The organism is Mucilaginibacter aquariorum (assembly GCF_024498135.1).
In the GTDB taxonomy this organism is placed as follows: domain Bacteria; phylum Bacteroidota; class Bacteroidia; order Sphingobacteriales; family Sphingobacteriaceae; genus Mucilaginibacter; species Mucilaginibacter aquariorum.
The window spans coordinates 338,215-360,145 of the sequence record NZ_JANHOH010000002.1 but is presented as its reverse complement, the minus strand read 5'-3'; the positions used below and the strand labels follow the sequence as shown (position 1 = coordinate 360,145).

21 protein-coding genes are annotated in these 21,931 nt (G+C 40.5%); 3 read left to right on the top strand and 18 right to left on the bottom strand.

Annotation, left to right across the window (positions count from 1 at the left end; translation table 11 throughout):
* Window positions 1–41: 41 nt before the first annotated feature.
* The 16 genes from NPE20_RS12595 to NPE20_RS12520 all read right to left on the bottom strand — a co-directional run bounded on the left by NPE20_RS12595 (window position 42) and on the right by NPE20_RS12520 (window position 16,799).
* Window positions 42–1,112, bottom strand: a complete 1,071-nt coding sequence (locus NPE20_RS12595) for a complex I subunit 1/NuoH family protein (protein WP_256539013.1) — start codon at window positions 1,110–1,112, stop codon at window positions 42–44.
* Between the two features lie 566 nt (window positions 1,113–1,678).
* A complete protein-coding gene (murI, locus tag NPE20_RS12590) occupies window positions 1,679–2,518 on the bottom strand; it encodes a glutamate racemase (RefSeq protein ID WP_256539012.1) in 840 nt (279 codons plus the stop codon).
* Between the two features lie 63 nt (window positions 2,519–2,581).
* Window positions 2,582–3,094, bottom strand: a complete 513-nt coding sequence (locus NPE20_RS12585; protein ID WP_256539011.1) for an OmpH/Skp family outer membrane protein — start codon at window positions 3,092–3,094, stop codon at window positions 2,582–2,584.
* Window positions 3,095–3,143: 49 nt separating this feature from the next.
* Window positions 3,144–3,674 carry an OmpH/Skp family outer membrane protein gene (locus NPE20_RS12580; protein ID WP_256539010.1) on the bottom strand — a complete coding sequence of 177 codons (531 nt, stop codon included), beginning with the start codon at window positions 3,672–3,674 and terminating at the stop codon, window positions 3,144–3,146.
* A 16-nt stretch (window positions 3,675–3,690) separates the two neighbouring features.
* Window positions 3,691–6,243: an outer membrane protein assembly factor BamA gene (gene bamA / locus NPE20_RS12575; protein WP_256539009.1), complete on the bottom strand. Its 2,553-nt coding sequence runs from the start codon at window positions 6,241–6,243 to the stop codon at window positions 3,691–3,693.
* A 63-nt stretch (window positions 6,244–6,306) separates the two neighbouring features.
* Entirely contained in the window at window positions 6,307–7,047 is a 741-nt protein-coding gene (gene uppS, locus NPE20_RS12570; RefSeq protein WP_256539008.1) for an undecaprenyl pyrophosphate synthase, read from the bottom strand.
* 310 nt (window positions 7,048–7,357) lie between these two features.
* Complete coding sequence (locus tag NPE20_RS12565; RefSeq protein WP_256539007.1) at window positions 7,358–7,921, bottom strand: hypothetical protein; 564 nt, start codon at window positions 7,919–7,921, stop codon at window positions 7,358–7,360.
* A 114-nt stretch (window positions 7,922–8,035) separates the two neighbouring features.
* Window positions 8,036–8,773, bottom strand: coding sequence for an Imm49 family immunity protein (locus NPE20_RS12560; RefSeq protein WP_256539006.1), 738 nt, complete (start codon window positions 8,771–8,773; stop codon window positions 8,036–8,038).
* Between the two features lie 119 nt (window positions 8,774–8,892).
* The gene (locus tag NPE20_RS12555; RefSeq protein ID WP_256539005.1) at window positions 8,893–11,379 is read right to left on the bottom strand and encodes a hypothetical protein; all 2,487 of its coding nucleotides are present in this window, start codon (window positions 11,377–11,379) and stop codon (window positions 8,893–8,895) included.
* A 175-nt stretch (window positions 11,380–11,554) separates the two neighbouring features.
* Window positions 11,555–12,076, bottom strand: coding sequence for an ExbD/TolR family protein (locus tag NPE20_RS12550; protein WP_256539004.1), 522 nt, complete (start codon window positions 12,074–12,076; stop codon window positions 11,555–11,557).
* Between the two features lie 136 nt (window positions 12,077–12,212).
* Window positions 12,213–13,001, bottom strand: a complete 789-nt coding sequence (gene porG, locus NPE20_RS12545) for a type IX secretion system protein PorG (RefSeq protein WP_256539003.1) — start codon at window positions 12,999–13,001, stop codon at window positions 12,213–12,215.
* Between the two features lie 11 nt (window positions 13,002–13,012).
* Window positions 13,013–13,894 (bottom strand): NAD kinase, encoded by an 882-nt coding sequence (locus NPE20_RS12540; RefSeq protein WP_256539002.1) that lies wholly within the window; start codon window positions 13,892–13,894, stop codon window positions 13,013–13,015.
* 9 nt (window positions 13,895–13,903) lie between these two features.
* Complete coding sequence (locus NPE20_RS12535; protein ID WP_256539001.1) at window positions 13,904–14,566, bottom strand: CBS domain-containing protein; 663 nt, start codon at window positions 14,564–14,566, stop codon at window positions 13,904–13,906.
* A gap of 4 nt (window positions 14,567–14,570) precedes the next feature.
* Window positions 14,571–15,332: an alpha/beta fold hydrolase gene (locus tag NPE20_RS12530; RefSeq protein ID WP_256539000.1), complete on the bottom strand. Its 762-nt coding sequence runs from the start codon at window positions 15,330–15,332 to the stop codon at window positions 14,571–14,573.
* A 124-nt stretch (window positions 15,333–15,456) separates the two neighbouring features.
* Entirely contained in the window at window positions 15,457–15,906 is a 450-nt protein-coding gene (locus tag NPE20_RS12525) for a GatB/YqeY domain-containing protein (protein ID WP_256538999.1), read from the bottom strand.
* Window positions 15,907–16,034: 128 nt separating this feature from the next.
* Complete coding sequence (locus NPE20_RS12520) at window positions 16,035–16,799, bottom strand: SDR family oxidoreductase (protein ID WP_256538998.1); 765 nt, start codon at window positions 16,797–16,799, stop codon at window positions 16,035–16,037.
* 194 nt (window positions 16,800–16,993) lie between these two features.
* On the opposite strand from NPE20_RS12520, the gene NPE20_RS12515 reads away from it, so the two are divergent.
* Window positions 16,994–18,025: an aldo/keto reductase gene (locus NPE20_RS12515; protein WP_256538997.1), complete on the top strand. Its 1,032-nt coding sequence runs from the start codon at window positions 16,994–16,996 to the stop codon at window positions 18,023–18,025.
* A 131-nt stretch (window positions 18,026–18,156) separates the two neighbouring features.
* Here the strand turns inward: NPE20_RS12515 and NPE20_RS12510 are convergent, their stop codons facing one another.
* Together NPE20_RS12510 and NPE20_RS12505 are read right to left on the bottom strand one after the other, a co-directional pair.
* The gene (locus NPE20_RS12510; protein WP_256538996.1) at window positions 18,157–18,861 is read right to left on the bottom strand and encodes a 3-keto-disaccharide hydrolase; all 705 of its coding nucleotides are present in this window, start codon (window positions 18,859–18,861) and stop codon (window positions 18,157–18,159) included.
* Between the two features lie 19 nt (window positions 18,862–18,880).
* Complete coding sequence (locus NPE20_RS12505) at window positions 18,881–20,245, bottom strand: Gfo/Idh/MocA family protein (protein ID WP_256538995.1); 1,365 nt, start codon at window positions 20,243–20,245, stop codon at window positions 18,881–18,883.
* A gap of 230 nt (window positions 20,246–20,475) precedes the next feature.
* On the opposite strand from NPE20_RS12505, the gene ubiE reads away from it, so the two are divergent.
* Together ubiE and porT are read left to right on the top strand one after the other, a co-directional pair.
* Window positions 20,476–21,207 (top strand): bifunctional demethylmenaquinone methyltransferase/2-methoxy-6-polyprenyl-1,4-benzoquinol methylase UbiE, encoded by a 732-nt coding sequence (ubiE, locus tag NPE20_RS12500; protein WP_256538994.1) that lies wholly within the window; start codon window positions 20,476–20,478, stop codon window positions 21,205–21,207.
* A complete protein-coding gene (gene porT, locus NPE20_RS12495; RefSeq protein WP_256538993.1) occupies window positions 21,204–21,929 on the top strand; it encodes a type IX secretion/gliding motility protein PorT/SprT in 726 nt (241 codons plus the stop codon). The genes ubiE and porT overlap by 4 nt, the downstream gene beginning before the upstream one ends.
* Window positions 21,930–21,931 lie beyond the last annotated feature (2 nt).

Here is a 21,931-nt window from a genome sequence, read left to right as displayed (position 1 = left end):
TTTTCTTGTCTCTTGATTCTTATTTCTTGACTCTCCAAAACTTACATTACCCACAACCGCCATATACCGGATATTAGCATGCAGGCAAATGCCAGCGGGGTTAACACTTTCCAGCATAGGTTCATTAGTTGATCTACCCGCAGGCGTGGCAATGTCCACCTTATCCACATCTGGATGCCTACCAATAGCAAGGTTTTTACTAATATCCAAAAAATCCCCCATATAGTGCCGGTTGTCCAGCTTGCTAAATGTACCGAACCCATGTTTGGTAAAGGCGTATTCCATGCGCCTAAAAATAAAATCACGCCCACCATCGATACTAAGAACATCATCGAATACTCTGCCAAAAATACCAGTGCGAACTGCAGCCCGGTAAACTCAGTGTGGAAACCTGCCACAAGCTCAGATTCTGCTTCCGGTATGTCAAATGGCGCACGGTTACTTTCTGCCAATGATGCTATAAAATATATTACAAATGCCACCATCAAATGCGGCGCCTGAAAAACGTTCCATGATAATATTCCCCCTATTGCTGATACATCCCAAAAACCAAAAAATTTGACTTTCTCGGGGGATAGGATACCTTGCAGCATAGCTATATCCTGCAAGTTTAATGTTTGCGCTACCATTACTACCGATATCAGCGCGAAACCGGCAGGTATTTCATACGATATAATTTGCGCCGCCGAACGCATGGCACCCAGTATAGAATATTTATTATTTGAGCCCCATCCGGCCATTAATATGCCGAGGGTTTCGATAGAAATAATAGCGAATATGTAATAAAGCCCTATGTTAATATTAGCGGGAACTAATCCCGGGGCCCATGGCAAAGCAGCAAAACCCAGGTAAACCGCTATAAAGATAATTGCAGGTGCTGCCAGGAACAAAATTTTATCAGCCGCTGCCGGGATGATCAGTTCTTTTTGAACCATTTTTATCATATCGGCCAATACCTGTAAGGTACCGAACTTTCCCGTTTCAGTGGGACCAAGCCGGTTTTGTATAAATGCACTTACTTTACGTTCGGCGTATACGCCAAACATGGTAAACAGCCCCACAAAAGCAAATAAACCTGCGGCTACAATAAAATATGTAATATAAAAATTCAAGGGCGCTTGCTTTGGGTTGCAAACTTAATAAATGCTAAGGATAGTTGACTGTTTTAGTCGTGCTTTTTTAGAATGATTTTAAAGAGGGGAAGGTGATCGGCAAAGGGTTTATTAATGGATTGGGAGTCGTTATTGGCTTGGGCGTTGCCTTTGGCCGGGCTTTCCGCTCATACTACACAAGCATTAACCACGGGCCGGTATCCGCTTTACTCCCTAACGCGGAATTGCCCCCTTGTTATGTTGAGCTTTAAAATCCGTGAGGCCTTTGTAGGTGCAATGACATTATCTTTGCGAAGAGGTGTAGCGCGACCGATATTTAGTGCATTTTGCCAGTGCCAGTTTTGGATTTAATGGTGACGTTATTTCGTCAGTAGCTTAATATTTAAATTACTTATTATCAGTTATTTATAAGTTACAGATGGTGTTCACGGCCGTGAACGTGAACACTTCTCACACAATTTACTAACAATTTGTCATAGTAACGCATGTGAAGTATCTATTCGCCGACAAGCATGTAATACATTAGATCCTTCACATACGTTCAGGATGACAAGTAGATAATCTACTTAGCACCCTTCCCTTACATCAACATATTCGCTTTTTACATTATCTGCAAAAAACAATGATGCATGGCGGTCAAAGTCCGGGGTATCATCAATGGTAGTATAAAACTGGCGGTTGCCGTTCTTAGTAAGTCGCTGCTCCATTTCGAGATGGCGTTGCAGATAGTCTACCAAACTGGTGGCAACTATATCGCCCTGGGCAACCACATTGATGTGCCCCGGTAAGTGAGCTTTAATTTTATCCTGCAATAGCGGGTAATGTGTACAAGCCAGTAAAATGGTATCAATATCCGACGATTGGTTCATTAACTGATCCAGGTACAGTTTTACATAATAATCGGCACCGGGTTTATTGTATTCTCCATTTTCTATCAACGGTACCCAAAGCGGGCAAGCTTGCTGATAAACTTTAAGATCAGGGGAAAAGTGTTCTATCTCCAATAAATAGGAGCCGGATTGTACCGTACCTTTTGTGCCCAGCACACCAATCTGTTTGGTTTTTGTATAATCGCCAATAACCTCGGCCGTTGGGCGAATAACACCCAGCACGCGCTTATCAGCATTATCTTTTGGCAGATCCTGCTGCTGTATAGTACGCAATGCCTTTGCAGATGCTGTGTTACAAGCCAGAATAACCAGCGGGCAGCCTTGCTTAAACATCCACTGCACGCACTCCCAGGTATATTTATGAATGGTATTGAAAGAGCGGTTACCGTATGGCGCCCTGCCGTTATCACCCAGGTATAAATAATCATAGCCCGGTAACTGTTCTACAATAGAACGGAACACCGTTAAACCACCAATACCGGAATCAAATACCCCAATAGGACTGCCTGATAACATATACACCAAAAATAAAAAAAGCGCCCCGAATGAGGGCGCTTTTCAAATAATTTAATTTTCAGATTACTTTAATCCTAATTTAAGTTTCACAGCCGGCATCAGGTCATCAGCATCCGGAGATACTACTAAGTACTCGCTGGTGGTATCTAATACATAACCGTAACCTTTTTCTTTTGCTACTGCAGATACTGCCGCACGTGCTTTATCGATAAGTGGTTTACCTAATTCACGTTGTTTAGCTTCAACTTGTTGTTGTGAAGACTGTTGGTAATCTTGCAAACGTTTAGCTATATCCTGCAACTCAGTTTCAGCTGCACCACGTGCTGCATCAGTCATGGTTGTTCTTTTTGATTGATATGCCTGACCTTTAGTTTGATACTCGTTATTCATTGTAGTTAACTGATCAATGAATTGTTTTTGATAAATTTCAAGCTGAGATTTTACTGTTTTAGTTTCTGGCATAAAATCAATTAACTGCTGAAAATTAATGTGGCCAATTTTTGATTGTGCCTGGGCAAAGTTGCCTGCAAATAACATTCCTGCTGCAACTAAAGCAACTTTAAATAGTTTTTTCATTTCTGTTGTTCTGTGTTTAATAATAGTCCTAATTATAAATATAAAATTTTTATTTGGCAAATACTCCAGGCTTTAACCCTAAACGTGTTACCACCTCGTCGCTTTTATTATAACGCGGACTGGCATACAGCATAATAACCTCGCTGTTCTTGTCAAATATCATATCCAGGCTTTCGCTTTCGGCAACGGCCTGTACAGCTTTAGACACTCTATCCTGTATTGGTTTAATAAGCGTATTACTTTTTTTAGAAAGCTCACCATCCGGGCCAAAAATTTGGCGCTGATAATCTTTAGCTAATTTCTCTTTATCTACTATTTCCGCTTCACGGCGTTTACGCATTTCAGGCGTCATTAATACCTGATCGGCCTGGTACGCTTTGTACAAACGGTCAATTTCCTGGAAACGGGTATCAACATCCTTTTGCCACGACTCGGATAGTGATGCCAGTTGTTTTTGCGATGATGCGTATTCTGGCATATGTTTTAAAATATAATCAGAATCAACATAAGCAAAACGCTGTGCCAGTGCTGCCGTGCAGGCTGTAACTGTAAAAAAAAGTATTAAAAGTATTTTTTTCATAAACTGCTGTGCAAATTTAATTAAATCCTCCGCTTAAGCTTTGTGAAATTGTAAAATGGAAGTGTCCTTTGTTAGCATCTGGCTGACCTGGTATTTTGTCGAAACCATAACCGTAATCTAAGCCCAGTAAGCCAAATATTGGTAAGAATATCCTTGCACCCACACCAACCGAACGCCTCACATTAAACGGATTAAATTGGCTAAAATTATCCCAAACGTTACCACCTTCGGCAAATGCCAGTAAGAATATAGTAGCAGACTGGCCTGTAATTACCGGATGCCTTAACTCCATTGTATATTTATTATAGATGGCACTACCCTGATTTGTATTTGCATTAAGGTTTGAACCTACCGGTACAATAGAGAAGTTTTCATAACCACGTAAACCTACAACATCGGTACCTTGTAAGAACTGGTAGCTCTGCATACCATCACCACCCAATTTGAAACGCTCAAAAGGAGATGGGCCTACCAATTTGTTATACTGCCCCAGGTAACCAAAACGCACCTGCGACATCAGTACCAATTTTCCACTTATCCGTTGAAACCATTGAGCATCAAATTTCCATTTGTAGTACTCAACAAAGTGATATCTTTCTTCTGGTGTTGCCACATTATAATTGATACTATTAAATAAAGAGTACGGTGGCGTTGCCTGTATTGTAAGTTTAATATTTGAACCAGATGTAGGATAAAGGGGTACATCGACCGAGTTACGGCTAAGCTCCTGGGTTAATTTAATATTGTATGATGTACCATTTTGGAACAGGTAACCTCCATAGTTATCCAGATCATAATGGTCGACGTTTAACGAGTAGTTTAACTGGAAGTAGTTATCCGGCCAGTTTAAACGTTTACCTAAAGTTACCCCCACGCCATTAATACGTAACTTATTGTAATAAGGGCTTGATTTAGGGTAATACTGCCCTGTAGAGCTACCTTGTGTATAAGCCGATAATGCAAAATAAATTGGTTTTTTACCCCCCAGCCATGGTTCAGAGAAAGTGAACGAGAAGTTTTGGTAAGTACGACCGCTTGACTGACCTCTTAAGCTTAGCTTTTGTCCGTCGCCTTTTGGCAATGGTTTGTAAGCTTTTAAGTTAAACAGGTTACGTAAAGCAAAGTTGTTAAAGGTTAACCCTAATGTACCAACCAACTGCCCGCCGCCAAAACCACCTGATAGCTCAATCTGATCTGAAGGTTTTTCAACCACGTTGTAAACTAAATCAACAGTACCATCGGCCGGGTTAATATTTGTTGGCCTTGGTTCAGTTTTTTGCTCATCAAAGTTACCCAACTGGCCAATTTCACGCGCACTACGTATTAATAGTTCTTTGTTGAATTTTTGACCCGGTTTAGTCCTTATCTCGCGGAGTACTACTTTATCGTTAGTAACATCATTACCCTTAACTATTACACGGTTAATGGTGTATTGCGGGCCTTCATAGATCCTTATGTCAAGATCAACAGTATCATTATAAACTCTTGTTTGTACCGGATCGGCATTAAAGGTTAAATAACCATCATTTAAATAAAGTGACGATACATCATCGTTATTTGGCGTAGGGCCAGTTAAACGCTTGTTTAATTCATCCTCGCTAAATACCTGCCCTTTTTCTATACGTAATATCCTGCTCAACACATCAGCAGGGTAGCGTGCATTCCCAGAGAATTTAACATTACCAAAATAATATTTAGGTCCTTCGTAAATTTTAATCTTTACATCAACCGTTTTCTCGTCATGTTTGGTAACGCTATCGCTCAAAACTTCCGCATCACGATAACCTTTTTCCTGCATTTTCTCTACAAGTGTCTGCTTATCTTCTTCGTATTTATCTTGTTTGAATTTCTTAGAACCAAATATGTTATAGAACTTTTTTACGCGGGTATTTTTAAGAAATTTCCCCAGCTTGCTGTCAGAGAATGCCTTGTTACCTTCAAAAGTTACACTGTTTATTTTAATCTTAGATTTTTTGTCTACAGCAACATCCAGTATAACGCTGTTGGCATCCCCTGGGTCTTTTGTTTGTTTTATGTCTACAGTAGTATTTAAATAACCCTTTTCATTAAAGTGCTTTTTGATGATAGCAGTAGTGGTGCTAAGTAAATTTTCGTTTACAATTTTGCCGGTTTTATCGCTTAGCTTTTTGGTTACATCCTCAATTTCGCCTTTGCGAATGCCGGTTATGTGCAAACGCGATAAGCGCGGGCGCTCAACAACAGCAATCTCCAGGTAAATGGTATCCATGTTTATTCTGGTCACATTTAACTGTACGTCATCAAAAAGGCCTTGTTTGTATAAGTCCTTTATAACGTTGGCATTTTGTTCGCCGGGCAGGTTTATCCTGTCACCTTTGTTTAATTTAGATATAGTAAGCAGTACTTCTTTATCCAAATACTTGGCGCCAGATACAGTAACACCACCAATAATATAATCTTTGGGACTAAGATAACTGAGGCTATCGGCAGGTATAGATCCCGACAGTGAAGACTGTTTTGCGCCATTAACCTGTGCCAGTGCTGCAGTGCTTATAAAAGAGAAGAGAAGAGCAAAAAAAACTTTATTCATCCGAATATTTTAGTGGGCTAAAAATAATTTATACAGTTGTTAAAAAGTGTTAAAAGTAAAAATTTAGTTTACCTGCTCACTTGTCATACCAAAACGGCGTTCGCGTTTCTGATAATCCAGTATAGCTTCATACAAATCTTCGCGCCTAAAATCAGGCCAAAGCTTTGCTGTGAAGTACAGCTCGGCATAGGCAATTTGCCATAGTAAATAATTACTTATGCGATACTCGCCACTCGTCCTGATCAATAATTCAGGGTTTGGCATACCGCCGGTATATAAATTATCCTCAAACATTTTTTCATCAATATCAGCAGGTTGCAGCTCCCCGCTTTGCACTTTGGCAGCTAATTTTTTAGCGGCTTGTACAATTTCGCCGCGCGAGCTGTAGCTTAACGCAAGTGTAAGCACAAGCCCTGTGTTAGCAGCTGTTTTGCTTATTGCATTATTCAACTCCTTATGGCATTTGTCTGGCAGCATATTTAAATCGCCAATAGCATTTAAACGCACATTATTGTTCATAAGCTTAGCAATTTCCTTATTAAGGGTGCTGATAAGCAATTCCATAATAGCGATAACTTCAAACTTTGGCCGGCTCCAGTTTTCGGCGCTAAAGGTATATAAGGTTAAATATTCAATCCCCAACTCGCCCGCGCCCTCAACAACATCCCTAACAGATAGCACCCCATTATGGTGGCCAAACACCCTTAATTTGCCTTTGCCTTTTGCCCACCTGCCGTTGCCGTCCATAATAACAGCTATATGGCGGGGTAATTTCTGAAGATCTATCTGGTCTTTATAACTCATTTCCCGAACGGTTTTAACAGCTGTATCTCACCTGTCGCACCTATTGCTTTGTTAAAATTTAAAACGTTTTCAGCAAAGCTTTCAATAACTTATGCCATTTTTTTCAGGTGACAAAGGTAAAACTTACTTTGTATTATTTTAGTATCAGCGAAAAAGAAATAAATATCCACAATAGGGCTATAAAGAAAAACTATAACTACATATATGAGCAGGGTATAAAAAACAAAACCTTTTTTTGCCTGGCAAAAAAGGTTTGTATCCGCAGAGTCCGGGATGTGAGAGCCTGCGACGACATAGGTTGCGCAAATCATCAAAAATCCATATTGTCCGACATAGTAGGTGGACTAATAAGGCGCAACGGTGGAAGTTGATGGGTGGCACCTATTTGCCATTGTTCGGTTATAAACATCACCAATTTACCTTTCAAATCAATTGGCGCTGTTCTGGGACGGTACTTCATCGAAAATATAATGGGTGCCTTTATTGCTATGATCTCAGCTGGGATGCCTTTTTCAAATTCTCTTTTCACAGCAGCGTCGTCGTAATTTTTAGTAGTATCCGGCTCGCCGTCATAAGTTGTAATATAGCCAATCAAAGGCGCCGTCGCCCGCCCGACTATAATGTTTTTATTAAGTTTAATGCGTTTTTTGCCGTTATTTCTTTTAATTATAACCGTAAATTCCTGTTCGGGGTAGCGGTTTCCATAATAAAGGTAGATATTCTCCTTCCTCATATCAAAATCAACCGCACGCATTTGAAGCGTTATTTTCCTGCCCAGGTAAGCAGGCAAGTCTTTACACGCTACTGTATCCTGCGCGGCCGTTTTGAAGCTGGCTAAGCTGCAAAAAATCACGATGGCATAAAGAACTTTCAAAATAAATTTAGTTTATGAATTGGCGCTGTTCTAATTTTAGCTTACGATCCTGTTACTAATGGTAGCATACAGTCAATTAAGCAATTTTCGGCCATAAGGATAGCCATTGTTTATTTATTTCGCTTTCAAAAAATCATATTCGGGGTAATAGTCTAACGGTTCAATTGGCATCAATTCAGCAGGTACCAGCTGACTTTTTAAATCAATTTCATATCCTTTTATCCAAGCCAATTTGCAAAAGCCCGCCGTATCAATAGAAAAAAACTTACTTATTATGCCATCTTTATTTCTTTTTTTTGCAGTTGCAATAAAATCTTCAAGCCCTTTTTTTATTAGTACTTCATCTTTTGCCTTAAAGCCGTTCAATATATTTACAACACCTGCAAAGCTTTCAAATTGTTTCATCTTCACAAAACGTGTCAGGCAATGAATATTCCAGTCCAGTTTGTCCCAATCCTCAGCTAATATGTTTTGTATACAGTTTGAATATTGATAGGGCATGCTTGTATCATTATTGATTTTATTTTTTAATCTACTGTATCGGTCTATTAAAACTTCATTATCCGAAAACATAGCATAACTTATTTGGAACATGCCGTTATCCATCACACGGCTATCATACGTATCGCTCATATATTGGGCAACGCGGGCTGCTTTATAAAATGATGCTTTGGTTTTTATGTAATCATGTTCAATATACATTTGATATAAAGCCCTCCTTACGTTTGTGTACTCTAAAAAAGGAATATAACGATACCACTCTTCGGGTTCTGTTATTTTTTTTTCATATATAAGATCCTCGTCATTTAATTGCTCGGTATACATTGTTGTTAAATGCTCGATTTTATCCATTTTCAATGATTAACTTTAAAACTACTATTTCTTTTATCTGCGGTTGTATTGTTGAGATATTTTGTTGAAACAGACTTTTCAATATCTTTAAACAAGAGCTTTTTCTTCTAAAAAGCATTTTACAACCCATACTTATCCAATTTTAAAACTACTATTTCTTTGGTCGATTTATCTACGGCCGTTACTGTTTTAGATATTTTGGTAAAATTAGCTTTCAAAACATTTCCTAGATTCATAGTTGCGGGATCAACATTAGTTATCATTTTATCAATAGTTTTACTAATCCACGCATCACTCATTTGTGCCGCTAAACCGGTAGTTATACTGCCTGGAGTTAACTTAATATTACCTGCACTGCCTATTTGTTTGGCTTCGTTAATAACAATTTCGGTTGGGTTGGTTAAGCTACCCTTAATATATACGCCATCAAAGCCATTGTTACTGCCAATTTTCGATTCGTATTTCACAAACCCGTTACGCTGTAATAAAACATCAGCCAGTTGCTCGGTTTTGGCGCCTGTGGCATCACCAAGTTGCACAATGTCATCAACCAGGTTTTTCAAGGTGCTTTCTGTAGGGGCTATACGTAACCCAAATCTATCGATTAAGTAACCACTAATATTGGTAAGGGTTTTATCAGCAGGTTTTATGGCTTTTAAAGTAATTAAAGCGGCGTGGTCAAAAACATTAATTGCCATTTTAACCAGTCGAAGCTCCCTGCCAACTTTAATGGCTCTATAAGCAACTTTGCCTGCGGCACTTGCTAAAGGCACCGTTTTTATAGATACTTTAACCCACTTGCCCGCCGTAGATGCCCAACCAACAACGGGTATTGCTGCAGCCACACTTAACGCACAATTTACTTTATTGCCTTCAATAAAATAAATGCCACCATTTATCAAATCTGCAGCATCGCCTATAACTGGCACAAACCCGGCAACATCCAGCATAAAGTGGACTTTCCCTCCTAAAACATTCCAAAACGCATTTCCATATATTTGCGCTTTTGTCCAATCCGGGTGCTGGTAAGTTAATACTTCTACCTCTCTTAAACAATCTATAGAAGTCAACAACCCAATTTTTGACATGATTATTTGTGGTCCTCCTGTTATCGGCTCGCCGCTTTCTATTTGATCTATAATTTGCGGAAAATTTGTGAAGGCGGATAATACGTCCGTATAAGCAACTGTTGTTGCTGTCGCAGGGTCGATGTAAGAATTCCCGTTGCCAGTATAAATAACAGCGGGTGGCGGCGTATAGATTACGGTACTGCTGCCAAAATAAGATGGCATAGATATAGGCCAGCTTAAACTATTTGATGAAGCATTAGTGCCATTGGGCCCTTGATATCCCATGCTGTAATAAAAACCCGTTGTCATTGTACCTCCATCTGCATCCGGTTTAAAATAAGTAACGACATCTTTGCCATCAGCGCTGATTATGCCAAATACTGTACCGTGATAGAATACACCGTTTACATTGACAAAATCCTCATACGGCGGATATGCTTTATAACCTAAGCCCTTTAAATAGTCTACCATTGCGTTAAAGTTGGCATCGGGTACTACGGCATTTGAATTATTTATGCCAAAAATAGGGTGTTCGGCCCCTACCACGCACGGCTCATCGCCCGGTGGCGGTACCGGGGGGAAGCCTCCACCGTCGCCGGGCAGTTTTTGTACTTTAATGGCGTTAATGGATTTACCGCCTTTTATCCTGGCTGGGTTTTGTGTGTCACAGGGATAATCGGGAGGTGTTGGTGTGTTACCACCAGAACCACTGCCACCGCCTGGCCCGGTACTACCGCCGCCGGATATTGGCGGGATGCCTGCATTATCACCGGAGGTCACATTATGGCAATTGGTTTGATCCAGGTAAATCCAATGGTATCCATCACCCTCATCATCCGGCACCAATTGGTACCAGCTGGTACAAACTACGTATTGTACTAAATTGGTTTTAATGCTTTGTGTTGCTTGGTTACCTGCAGAAGCAGCAACATCTGTTAACGCTCCTTTTATTGTCCCGTTTTTATAAGTGTACCCGCTTACAAACTTTCCTTGTGGAGTTGTATAGTAAACCATGCCGCTAAAATCAGCATCGCGCTTATTGTAGCTGTTGTTTGCCAGCTTTGAAGCATCGCCGTTTACATAGTCGGCATCACCAACAATTGTCATTACATAGGCCCCATAACTTTGGCCACGTTTTAAGATCAGCACCGAACTGCGACTATTATTTTGTGATGATTCACCTGAACCAATCTTTAATGCAATTTTTGATGCAGAGTCTATCGGAATTTCAATTACATCATTATTGTAACGGTTGTAGTTTTTAGCGTTATTCCAGTTGGGGTTAAAAAACTGGCTTAGGTCAAACTCATCCCCAATTGTATGAGTGGCTTGTCCTGATTCTTTAACTTTTTTGGGGAAATTGGTTTCGTACCATGTTTTTGCTACTCCAATTTTAGGATCGGAAGCTGTTAAGGGCAATGGTTCGCCGATCTTAGAAATATCTTTACGGCAGCCGTAAATAACAGCTACCGATGTCATCAAAATTAAGCACAGCTTAAAAGCGGAGGTCTTGCTTTTAGGATAAAGTTTTTTCATGTGACAGGTAATGGGTTACCTCATAAAAGTATAAACAATAATTCATGAAAAAAACACGTAAAACTACGTGTTTTTACAAATAATGATTGTAAAAAACAATAAGCACTCTAAATAAATTATTTAGCTTTTTAATAATAATATATTCATTATCAATATATTTAATTTGTGCCCCTTGTTAATATGCCAGCTTATCCTTCAGCAAACTAATATCCTTAGGTGCGATGTCAGCTATGGCAAATTGTTGTACATCGGTAATTTTCATTTCATCCAGCGCATTCACCAGATTCTCGTAAATGGAGCTTTGCGCAGGCTTTATAATAACTATCATGCTTTTACCTGTGGTTTGTTTTACATACTTGCGTGTTTCAAATATTGCCTTGCGCAAACCACTATTACTGTAGTTAGTAAGCGTTGCAGCAAGAATCGGTTTATCCGCAGCGCCCAGGTAATACATAGCCTGATTATTTTTACCAAGGCAAATGGTCATGGTGCGCGATTCGGCCACACCGCTGGGCTCATTGCCTACCGGCATATTTACTTCCATTGCTTTGGGCTTACTAAGCGTTGTAGTAAGCATAAAAAAGGTAATGAGCAGGAATGCGAGATCTACCATTGCGGTAAGGTCTACCTTTAAGTTTGGTTTTTTTGCGCGGGGTTTGTTTCCTGATTTTTCCGGGGTTGAATTTAATTCGGCCATGATAGTATAGTTAAGGTTAAACAATTGGTTTATTAATCATCTACCATATAAATATACTACATATTTAAAATAAACAAAATTTAATTTTGTTTATTTTAAATAAAAGATATAATAATCTAAAAAATGAGACTTTCGCCTAATAATAGCAACTCTGTGTTACAAATGTGTAAGAGAGGGTAAAACCAACAAACATATAAAAATCACGTGGCCTGAAATCGCCCCGCTGGGTGCCGGGATAACCACGATTAACTCCGCCGTTTTTTTCGCCTGAACGGTCGGCCAGTTTTACAGAAGCAGCATTTGGCAACGCGCTTGCAGGAGCATATACTCCGCTTACATCGTCTAAATAATCTGTATTCGTAAACCTATAGCCAAGATCTACAGCTACTGTCCATTTGCCCGAAACATTGTATTTAATGCCTGCACCAAAAGGTATAACAATTGCAAATTTGGAGTATTCGTTGGCTTGCCCCTCGGTACGTAGCTGCCTTAGGCCTACTGGATTGCCATTTAGCATTGCCCTGGGTGTATACGAAGTGATCCCCCCACCCAAGTATATATAAGGTGTGTACAGATTTTTACCGGCATCGGGTATATAGCTCATAAAGTTAAACTCGGCCATCAGGCTTAGTTCTTTTAAAGGAGTAGTGAAGCTCAAATTACGATCGCGGAATTGCTGACTACTTGATGTACTGTCGGCACCGCTTATTTGCGAAAAGGTGTAATTTAGCTTTGCTGATAGGTAGCGGTTAAAATTCCGTTTCACAAATAACCCTACAGCCCCGCCGCTTGGTTTAACCGGGTTATTGACATTTAAATCGCCGATGTATCCTGCAGCACCTATGGCCCCTCCTATTTCCCAGGTTTGGGCCTGTACATTTGTTATAATGAACAGTAAGAAAAAAGCTGCAATAACTTTGGGCATCAAGAACAAATTTAATAATTACGGGCGTCTAAACCCCATAATAGCTTTTTCCTTAACGTAGATAAGTAACTTTCATTATTTAAGCGAATCAAATTAAGCTTAAAGTCGGCTTTGTAAACCTTAAACTGGATAGGTTTATCCATTATAACCGTACGGCTATCACACGATACAATATAGTTGTTCCCTCTGTAATCAATATCCACCAATAAGATACTGGTATCCGGTAGCACCACGGGCCGCACATTTAAATTATGAGGTGCAACGGGGGTTAATGCTATACTGTTTGATTGGGGGAACATAATTGGCCCATTACAGCTTAACGAATACGCTGTAGACCCTGTTGGCGTAGATATTATAATGCCATCGCCCCAGTAGGAGTTTAAAAACTCACCATTTAACGAAACATGGGTGGTTATCATGGCCGAATCGTCACGCTTATGGATAGTTACATCATTAAGCGCGAAGTTATTATCACCAAATACTTTTTGATCGGAATCTATCACCAGCAATTCGCGACTGTCAAGCGTAAACTCCTTGTTTACTACCGCATGTATAGCGGCCGCTATATCGCTTTTGTTGATGCTGGCCAAAAAACCAAGCCTGCCAAAATTTATACCGATAACCGGGATGCCCGAATCCCGGATAACAGTTACCAGATCCAGCAAGGTGCCATCGCCTCCAAGGGTTAAAAAAACATCAACATGGTTTTTTTCGGGGTGGCTGCAGTTTAATACCGAAAACGCAGATGTATCTATGTTTCCCTCCAGATACTCCTTTAATTGTGGGTGCACACATATTTCAACCTTGTGCAGTACAAGACTGTCAAATACCTGGCGGATATAAGGAAAAACGGATGGATCGTTAAACTGCCTGCCGTAAACTGCTATTTTCATAAGGTGCGGTTACAAATTCAGGTAATTCATGAACGAATCAAACCTGTCCATAGAATTATCATTATGGTCGGTGAAGTTAAACGTGGCTTTAACATCGTAGTTGTAACGTAAAAAAGTGGCCAGAATGTTTGATATATCCTGTTTGTTCACTTTCAGGGTTACCTCCATCCGGGTACTATCCGGGAAAGTACGAGTGTAAGAACTTAGTATCTGTGCATTATCAGACTCCACCACTTGCGACATGTGTGCCAATGAGTTGTTCTTATTATCTACCTCTAATACAATTATACCGCCCGGCTCTGATACAGAAGTTAGCTTGGCAAAGTACTCGTTCATGGTGTTGATAGATATCAAACCCAGATAGTCCTTTTTTGTATTGAGTACCGGCACTACTGTTAGCTGGCGCTCGTAAAACAGGCGGATAACATCATAAATGTGTTGCTCTTCCAACACATAGGGGTTAACCAGCGATAATGCCAGCGAACCTATGGGCGCATTATAATCTGTTTCTTCTATCAGATCATCCTCGCTAAGCAGGCCTAAAAACTGATCTTCGTTTACAATTGGCAGGTGCCCAACCCTAAACTCTGCCATGCGATCAAACACCTTCTGAATACTATCAGAGGTATGTGCCGGTGGTATCGCGTTAGATATTAGCTCAATTGCAAGCATTTGTTTATTTTTTAATTTTATCTAAAAATAATTGCAAGTACTTATTAAATTCTTCGGGTTGCTCCATCATTGGCGCGTGCCCGCATTTATCAATCCAGTGCAGTTCGGCATTCGGCAGCAGCTCGTTAAACTCAACAGCAACTTCCGGCGGCGTAATTTTATCGTCCCTACCCCATATTAATGATACCGGCATAGTTATTTTACGCAGCTCGGTTTTCATATTATGCCTTATGGCCGATTTTGCCATGGCCAGTATCCTTATTACTTTATGTCTATCATTAATCATTTGATAAACCTCTTGCACAAGTTCTTCAGTTGCTGTTTTTGGGTCATAAAAGGTAAACTGTACCTTTTCTCTTACAAAATCAATACTCTCGCGGCGTGGAAACGACCCACCGAAAGCATTTTCATATAAACCAGAACTACCAGTCAAAACCAGGGCTTTAACATAACCCGGATGTGCCAGCACATATATCAGCCCAACATGTCCACCTAACGAATTCCCTAACAGTACAACATTACTAAGCTGTTTATACTTTATAAACTTATGTACGAATTTTGAAAGGCTACGGACTCCTGTAGTTAATAAAGGCAGCTCGTAAATTGGCAAAAGGGGTATTATAACCCTATAATTCTTACTAAACTCTTTAATAACCTCATCCCAATTGCTTAAAGCACCCATTAACCCGTGAAGCAACAACAACGTTTCACCTTCGCCCTCTTCAATGTAACTAAAACCCTTTTCTTCCTTAAGCACAAAATTCATAGTGTGACCGGTGTAAGTATTGTTGTAAATATATCAGACCAATTCCAATTTAGTCGGAATTGTTGTAAAATTATAATTATAAAAATATTCTGGCAGGTTTTATCTCAATAATTATACGATGAAACTAACCTAATAGTTGTTTCACTACTTCAGATACGGTTTTTCCATCTGCACGCCCGGCAAGCTCCTTGTTAGCAACTCCCATTACCCTGCCCATATCTTTTACCGAGGTAACGCCAAGCCTTTCAATAACTTCTTGTATAAAACCCTCTATCTCGAAACGTGTCATTTGCTGTGGCAGGTAAGGCTCTATTACATACATTTCTGCCATTTCTATATCGTACAGATCCTCGCGGCCTTGTGCTTTATATATGTCTGCAGATTCCTTACGTTGTTTTATCAGCTTTTGTAACACCTTTATCTCAGCTTCCTGAGTTAGCTCTTCAGCAGCACCCTTTTCTGTCCTGGCCAATAATATGGCCGATTTAATGGCACGGAGCCCTCTTAAGCGGTCGGGTTGCTTAGCCAGCATCGCTTGTTTTATATCCTGGTCTATTTGTGTTAATAATGACATGGTTTATAATTAGTGAATTATTGATTTAGTGAATTAGTGATTTTAAAAAGCCTTGTCATTTCGAACGAGGTACGAGGAGAAATCTTGTTCGATAATTCCCCTACTATCCTTCGAAATGATTCTATTTATTAAGTGTTCTTCCTAAAAATATTTGTTGCCGTGGCTTGTGCCGTTGGCATAACAGTAAGCTCGTTTATGTTTACATGCGCCGGGCGCGATGCCACAAACCATATGGTTTCGGCAATATCCTGTGCTGCTAATGGCTCAAAGCCTTCGTAAACCTTTTTAGCGCGTTCTTTATCTCCTTTAAAGCGCACTTCAGAAAACTCGGTTTCTACAGCGCCGGGATGTACGGCGGTAACTTTTATACCATGACTATTCAAATCAATGCGCATGCCTTTATTCAAGGCGTCAACCGCATGTTTTGTGGCACAATATACATTTCCATTAGCATAAACCTCTTTACCGGCTATAGAACCTAAGTTAATAATATGGCCGTAACCATTGGTTATCATCCAGTTAGATACCACACGGCTAACATACAGCAAGCCTTTAATATTGGTATCTATCATGGTATCCCAATCATCATAACTGCCCTTTTGGATAGGATCAAGCCCCTGACTAAGACCTGCGTTGTTTATCAGCACATCAACCTTTTTCCATTGGGCGGGAAGGCCTTCCAGGCTTTGAATAACCTGTTCGCGGCTGCGTACATCAAAAGATGATACGGCCACTTCAATATTATATTGCTTATTAAGTTGCTGCGCCAAAGTTTCCAGGCGGTCCATACGGCGGCCGGTAAGTATAAGATTATATCCCTCGCGTGCAAATGTGTGGGCGCAGGCCTCGCCTATCCCTGCGGTGGCACCTGTTATTAATGCGATCTTTGTCATAGATATGAGTAACTATCGGCAACGAAATTATGTTTTTATGTTGACTTTATTTGTCTTTTTACCGTAAGGATAGTTTTTGAGGGGTTAACAGTATCCAAAACAAATTCTATTTATGTTATTGTTATGATACTAACTTTAAAACTATCCACGAGATTTGAGTATTAACAAAACATCACACCACAAAAATAAACATAATGGAATACAGACAATTAGGCGGATCGGGTTTAAACATACCGGTGCTTAGCTTTGGTACTGCCACATTTGGCGGCGCCGGCGAATTTTTCAAAGCCTGGGGCTCTACCCAATTAGACGATGCTAAAAAGTTAGTTAACCTTTGCCTTGATGCAGGCGTTAACCTGTTTGATACAGCCGATGTGTACTCGGGCGGCATCTCGGAGGAAATTTTAGGCCAGGCATTGGAAGGCTTGCGTAACAAAGTACTTATCTCTACCAAAGCCACTTTTAAAATGGGCGACGGGCCTAACGATTATGGTTCATCAAGATATCACCTTGTTAAATCGGCAGAGGATAGCCTACGTCGTTTAAAAACCGACCATATTGATATTTATCATATGCATGGCTTTGACGGTAACACACCTGTTGAAGAAACGCTGCGCGCGCTTGACGACCTGATTACCAGTGGAAAAGTACGCTACATTGCTGCCTCCAATTTTTCGGGCTGGCATTTAATGAAATCTTTATCAATATCAGAAAGATATGGATGGGCCAAATATGTTGCCCACCAAGCCTATTATTCGTTATTGGACCGTGAGTTTGAATGGGAATTGATGCCGCTTGGTATCGATCAAAAAGTAAGCACAATAGTTTGGAGCCCATTAGCATCCGGTCAATTAGGTGGTAAATTCCGCAGAGATCAACCTATCCCGCAAGATAATCGCCGCAGCCAGGGTGGCAGCCACGGACCAGAAACTGATTTTGAACGCCTTTACACCATTGTAGATGCACTGGATGAAGTAGCTGAAGAAACCGGTAAATCTGTTGCGCAAATATCTATTAACTGGCTTTTGCAACGCCCAACCGTGGCTAACATAATCATTGGCGCCCGCAACGAGGAACAGCTAAAACAAAACCTTGATGCTGTTGGCTGGAATTTGACTATCGATCAAATAAAGAAACTGGATGCCGCCAGTGACCGCGACCCAATATACCCATACTGGCACCAACGCCAGGACACAAGGCTTAACCCACTGCCAAAGTTTTATTAAACAAGAAAGGCCCCGATAAATCGAGGCCTTTCTTATATTTCTGTCATGGTGAGCCTGTCGAACCATTAGCCGCGCGTACAAGTCTTCGACAAGCTCAGACTGACAAATGTTGCTATTTATAAAAGTATCATCTACAGCTGCTTTATCCTAATATTTTTGTAGTAAGCTTTATGTCCATGATCCTGCAAAGCAATATGGCCAATTTTAGCCATGCCGTATTCAGGATGATCCTTCCACTTTCCTTCTGCTTTCTTCTTTTTCCAGTCAGCATCCCAGGCGGTAAACTCCACTATTTTTTTACCGTTTAACCAATGCTCTACATGGCCTTTATTAAAAACTATCCTGCTGGTGTTCCATTGGCCAACGGGCATAACTTTTTTTAGTGCGTTGGCATTGTGCATCGCGTAATCGGCACCGGTTTTTTGCCACTCTTCCAGTTTATCGGGTACCCAGCCAATATCATCTATTATCTGGTACTCGGGGCCGGTTAGGTAGGATGCTTCATACTTAGGCGACTCAACAACATGGTATAAAACACCGCTGTTACTGCCTTTATCAATTTTCCATTCCCAGGTAAGTTCAAAATTGTCGTACTGTTTATCGCTTACAATATCGCCGCCGGTGTCCGTTCCTTTAACAGCGCCAAGGCAAACCAACGCACCGTTCTCTATCTCCCAATTTTTAACTTCGCCTTTTTTGTTGTAACCATGCCAGCCTTTTAAGTTTTTACCATTAAAGAGACTTACCCATGCAGATTTTTTTGCCTGTGCAAAGCTCTGCGAGCCCGAAAAGCAAATGGCTGCTGCAAGGCCTAATACTTTAAATTGTTTGTTCATACTATATATAAGGTTAATCTTATTTAGCCATTTTCATTTTTTCAGGATCCCAAAACATTGGGCTATTTTTATAATAGCTGTCGTTACATAACAAAGCCGGTGCTGCCGCACGATAGCCAAATATAGCGTCTTCGGCAACTTTACCATTGGTACGTATAGCGGTTATAAAATTATTCATGTGGTCGTACGGGCCACCCAGATAACCTTTCTCCGCATTAAAGGTGATCTCTTCTGGCGGCAAAATGTGCTTCCTGCCCGAATCGGTTTGCCCGGCTTTACGCATCTTTTCAATATAGAACGGATCATCAGATGCTATTACCTTATTCCTTTTTAATGTAACGCTATCCCAGGTAACATCCATTGAGCCTTCGCTGCCAACCAACTTAAGGTATGTAGTACCGCTGGTACCATCCACAAAATTACACCGTAAGGATAGATTGAATGCCGGGTGTGCTACTGTTTTGCCGTAATCGAATGTCCCCAGCAAAACATCAGGCACTTCGCGGCCATCGTTCCAGTATCGTAAACCGCCCGATGCATAAATTTTATTTGGCCCCATAGAACCGGTTATAAAATGCAGACTACTAAACAGGTGAACGAACAAATCGCCGGCCATACCTGTACCATAATCTGTATAGTTTCTCCAACGGAAAAACCTTTTAGAATCAAACGGGCGTTTTTGTGTATTGCTTACATAAGTTTCCCAGTCAACGGTTTGTGCCGATGCATCATCGGGGATTGGATATTGCCAAACCTCAACAGGAGCTCGGCGTGCCCAAAAGCCTTCGGCATAGTTTAATTCGCCTATTGCTCCACTTTTTAATAATTCATGGGCTTTTTCATTTCCCAATGACGATACTCCCTGGCTGCCTACCTGGAAAATTTTCCCGGTTTCTTTTTGTGCTTTTATTACCGCCGGTCCTTCGGCAACAGAATGCACCATTGGTTTTTCGCAATACACATGTTTACCGGCATGCATGGCATCAACAGAAATTTGCTGGTGCCAATGATCGGGCGTGGCTATAATTACCGCATCAATATCTTTACGGTTAAGTATCTCTTTATAAATTTTGGTAGTATAAATATCGGCTCCCCAACGGGTTTTAGCTTCATTTAAACGCCCATCATACAAATCGCAAACAGCAACCAGTTTTACACCAGGTACCTGCAGGGCTACAATGGCATCCTGCGTACCCATACCACCCGCACCAATCAGGGCAATATTTACCTGATCGTTAGGGCCATATTGGTTATACTTTTGTTTTAAATAATGAAAGCTGTGCTTATCGGCGGCTAATAAACTGCTGCCTGCGGTTACTGCAGCGGCGGTGGTAGCTAATTTTTTAATAAACCCCCTGCGGGATGCTTCGGAATTTTCTTTCATAATTATGCTCTAAAGTTTATGTTACAATATTTGTTATGAATATAATGGGTTTACGAAGGCGTAGATGCCGGGAAGTGAAGGTATAGTTTTTAAATAATATTAAAAAGTTTAATTGTCAGTACTTGTAATTTCTTTCCACGCCAGCAGAGAGAACTCCTGCTGCCTGTTCGAAATGACAAAGAGGTAACCATCAACTATGAACTCCAATACTTATCTTTGCCCGCATACACATGAACAAAACTGTAACACCATACCAAAACCAACAGGGCACCAAAAAAGAGCAGGTGGCCGATATGTTTAATAATATCTCAAAAACCTACGATTTTCTGAATCATTTCATGTCGCTGGGGATTGATATCATCTGGCGTAAAAAGGCGATCAATGAGCTTAAAAAAGATCAGCCACAACTAATACTTGATGTGGCTACCGGTACCGGTGATTTTGCTTTCGAAGCTTTATCTATTCTAAAGCCTAAAAAGATAATAGGTGTAGATATTTCGCAGGGGATGCTGGATATCGCAAAGCAAAAAATAGCTAAACGTAACCTGTCTGATAAATTTGAGGTTAAGCTGGGCGATTCGGAAAAACTACCTTTCGAAGCCGATGAATTTGACGCTGTTACCGTTGCTTACGGCGTACGTAATTTTGAGCATTTGGAAACAGGCCTTGCCGATATCCATCGCGTATTAAAACCTGGTGGAAAAGCCGTTGTATTAGAGTTTTCAAAACCAAAGGCATTCCCAATTAAACAACTGTACAAGTTTTACTTTAATTATATAACGCCGGGCATAGGTAAACTCTTTTCAAAAGATGCAAGGGCTTATACCTATTTGCCTGAATCAGTTGCGGCTTTCCCAGATGGTGAAGCATTCACTAATCTGATGCAAAAAGCAGGCTTTAAAAATACCAAAAGCAGGCCTTTAGCGTTTGGTATCTGTTCTATATATACCGGTATTAAATGATAAAAACCCGCTATTTCATCCTAATGTTATTGATGGGCTGCAGCAATTTTTTGTTTGCGCAGGCATGGGGTGGCGGTGCAGATAATAACGATCTTAGTTTCGGTTTCTCCTTTTCATATGTACAAAGCAGCTTTAAAATAATTAAGCAGCCTAACTGGCGCAGTCCATTTTTTGATGCTGACCTAAATGCTTTTGCAACAGACGAATTGATAGGCATCAGTTCTAAACCTTTACCGGGCTTTGCCGTTGGTTTTTTAACACGTTACCGCCTTACCGATCACCTGGAAGTACGTACCACCCCTTCCCTTGTATTTTCTGACAGGGCCGTAACCTATTCTTATAAAACACCAGAGCAGGATGTTACCAAATCGGTACAAACTACAACAGTTGATTTCCCATTACAGCTAAAACTAAAATCAGACCGTATTGGAAACATGAGGGCTTATTTAATTGGTGGTTTAAAATATTCGGGGACTATTGGTTCTAAAAAAGATGAAGCTAATACCGCACCTACCGAGCGCCTGCTTAGAAACGTAAAGGGATATTCATCATACGAAGCCGGTTTTGGGTTTGATATTTACTTTGAATATTTTAAACTATCGCCCGAAATAAAGCTGACTAACAGTTTTGGGAATATCCTTGTAGCGGATAATACGCCTTATGCAGTACCTATTAGCAGGCTATCCTTAAATACCTTTACGTTTAGCTTGTTTTTCGAATAGGG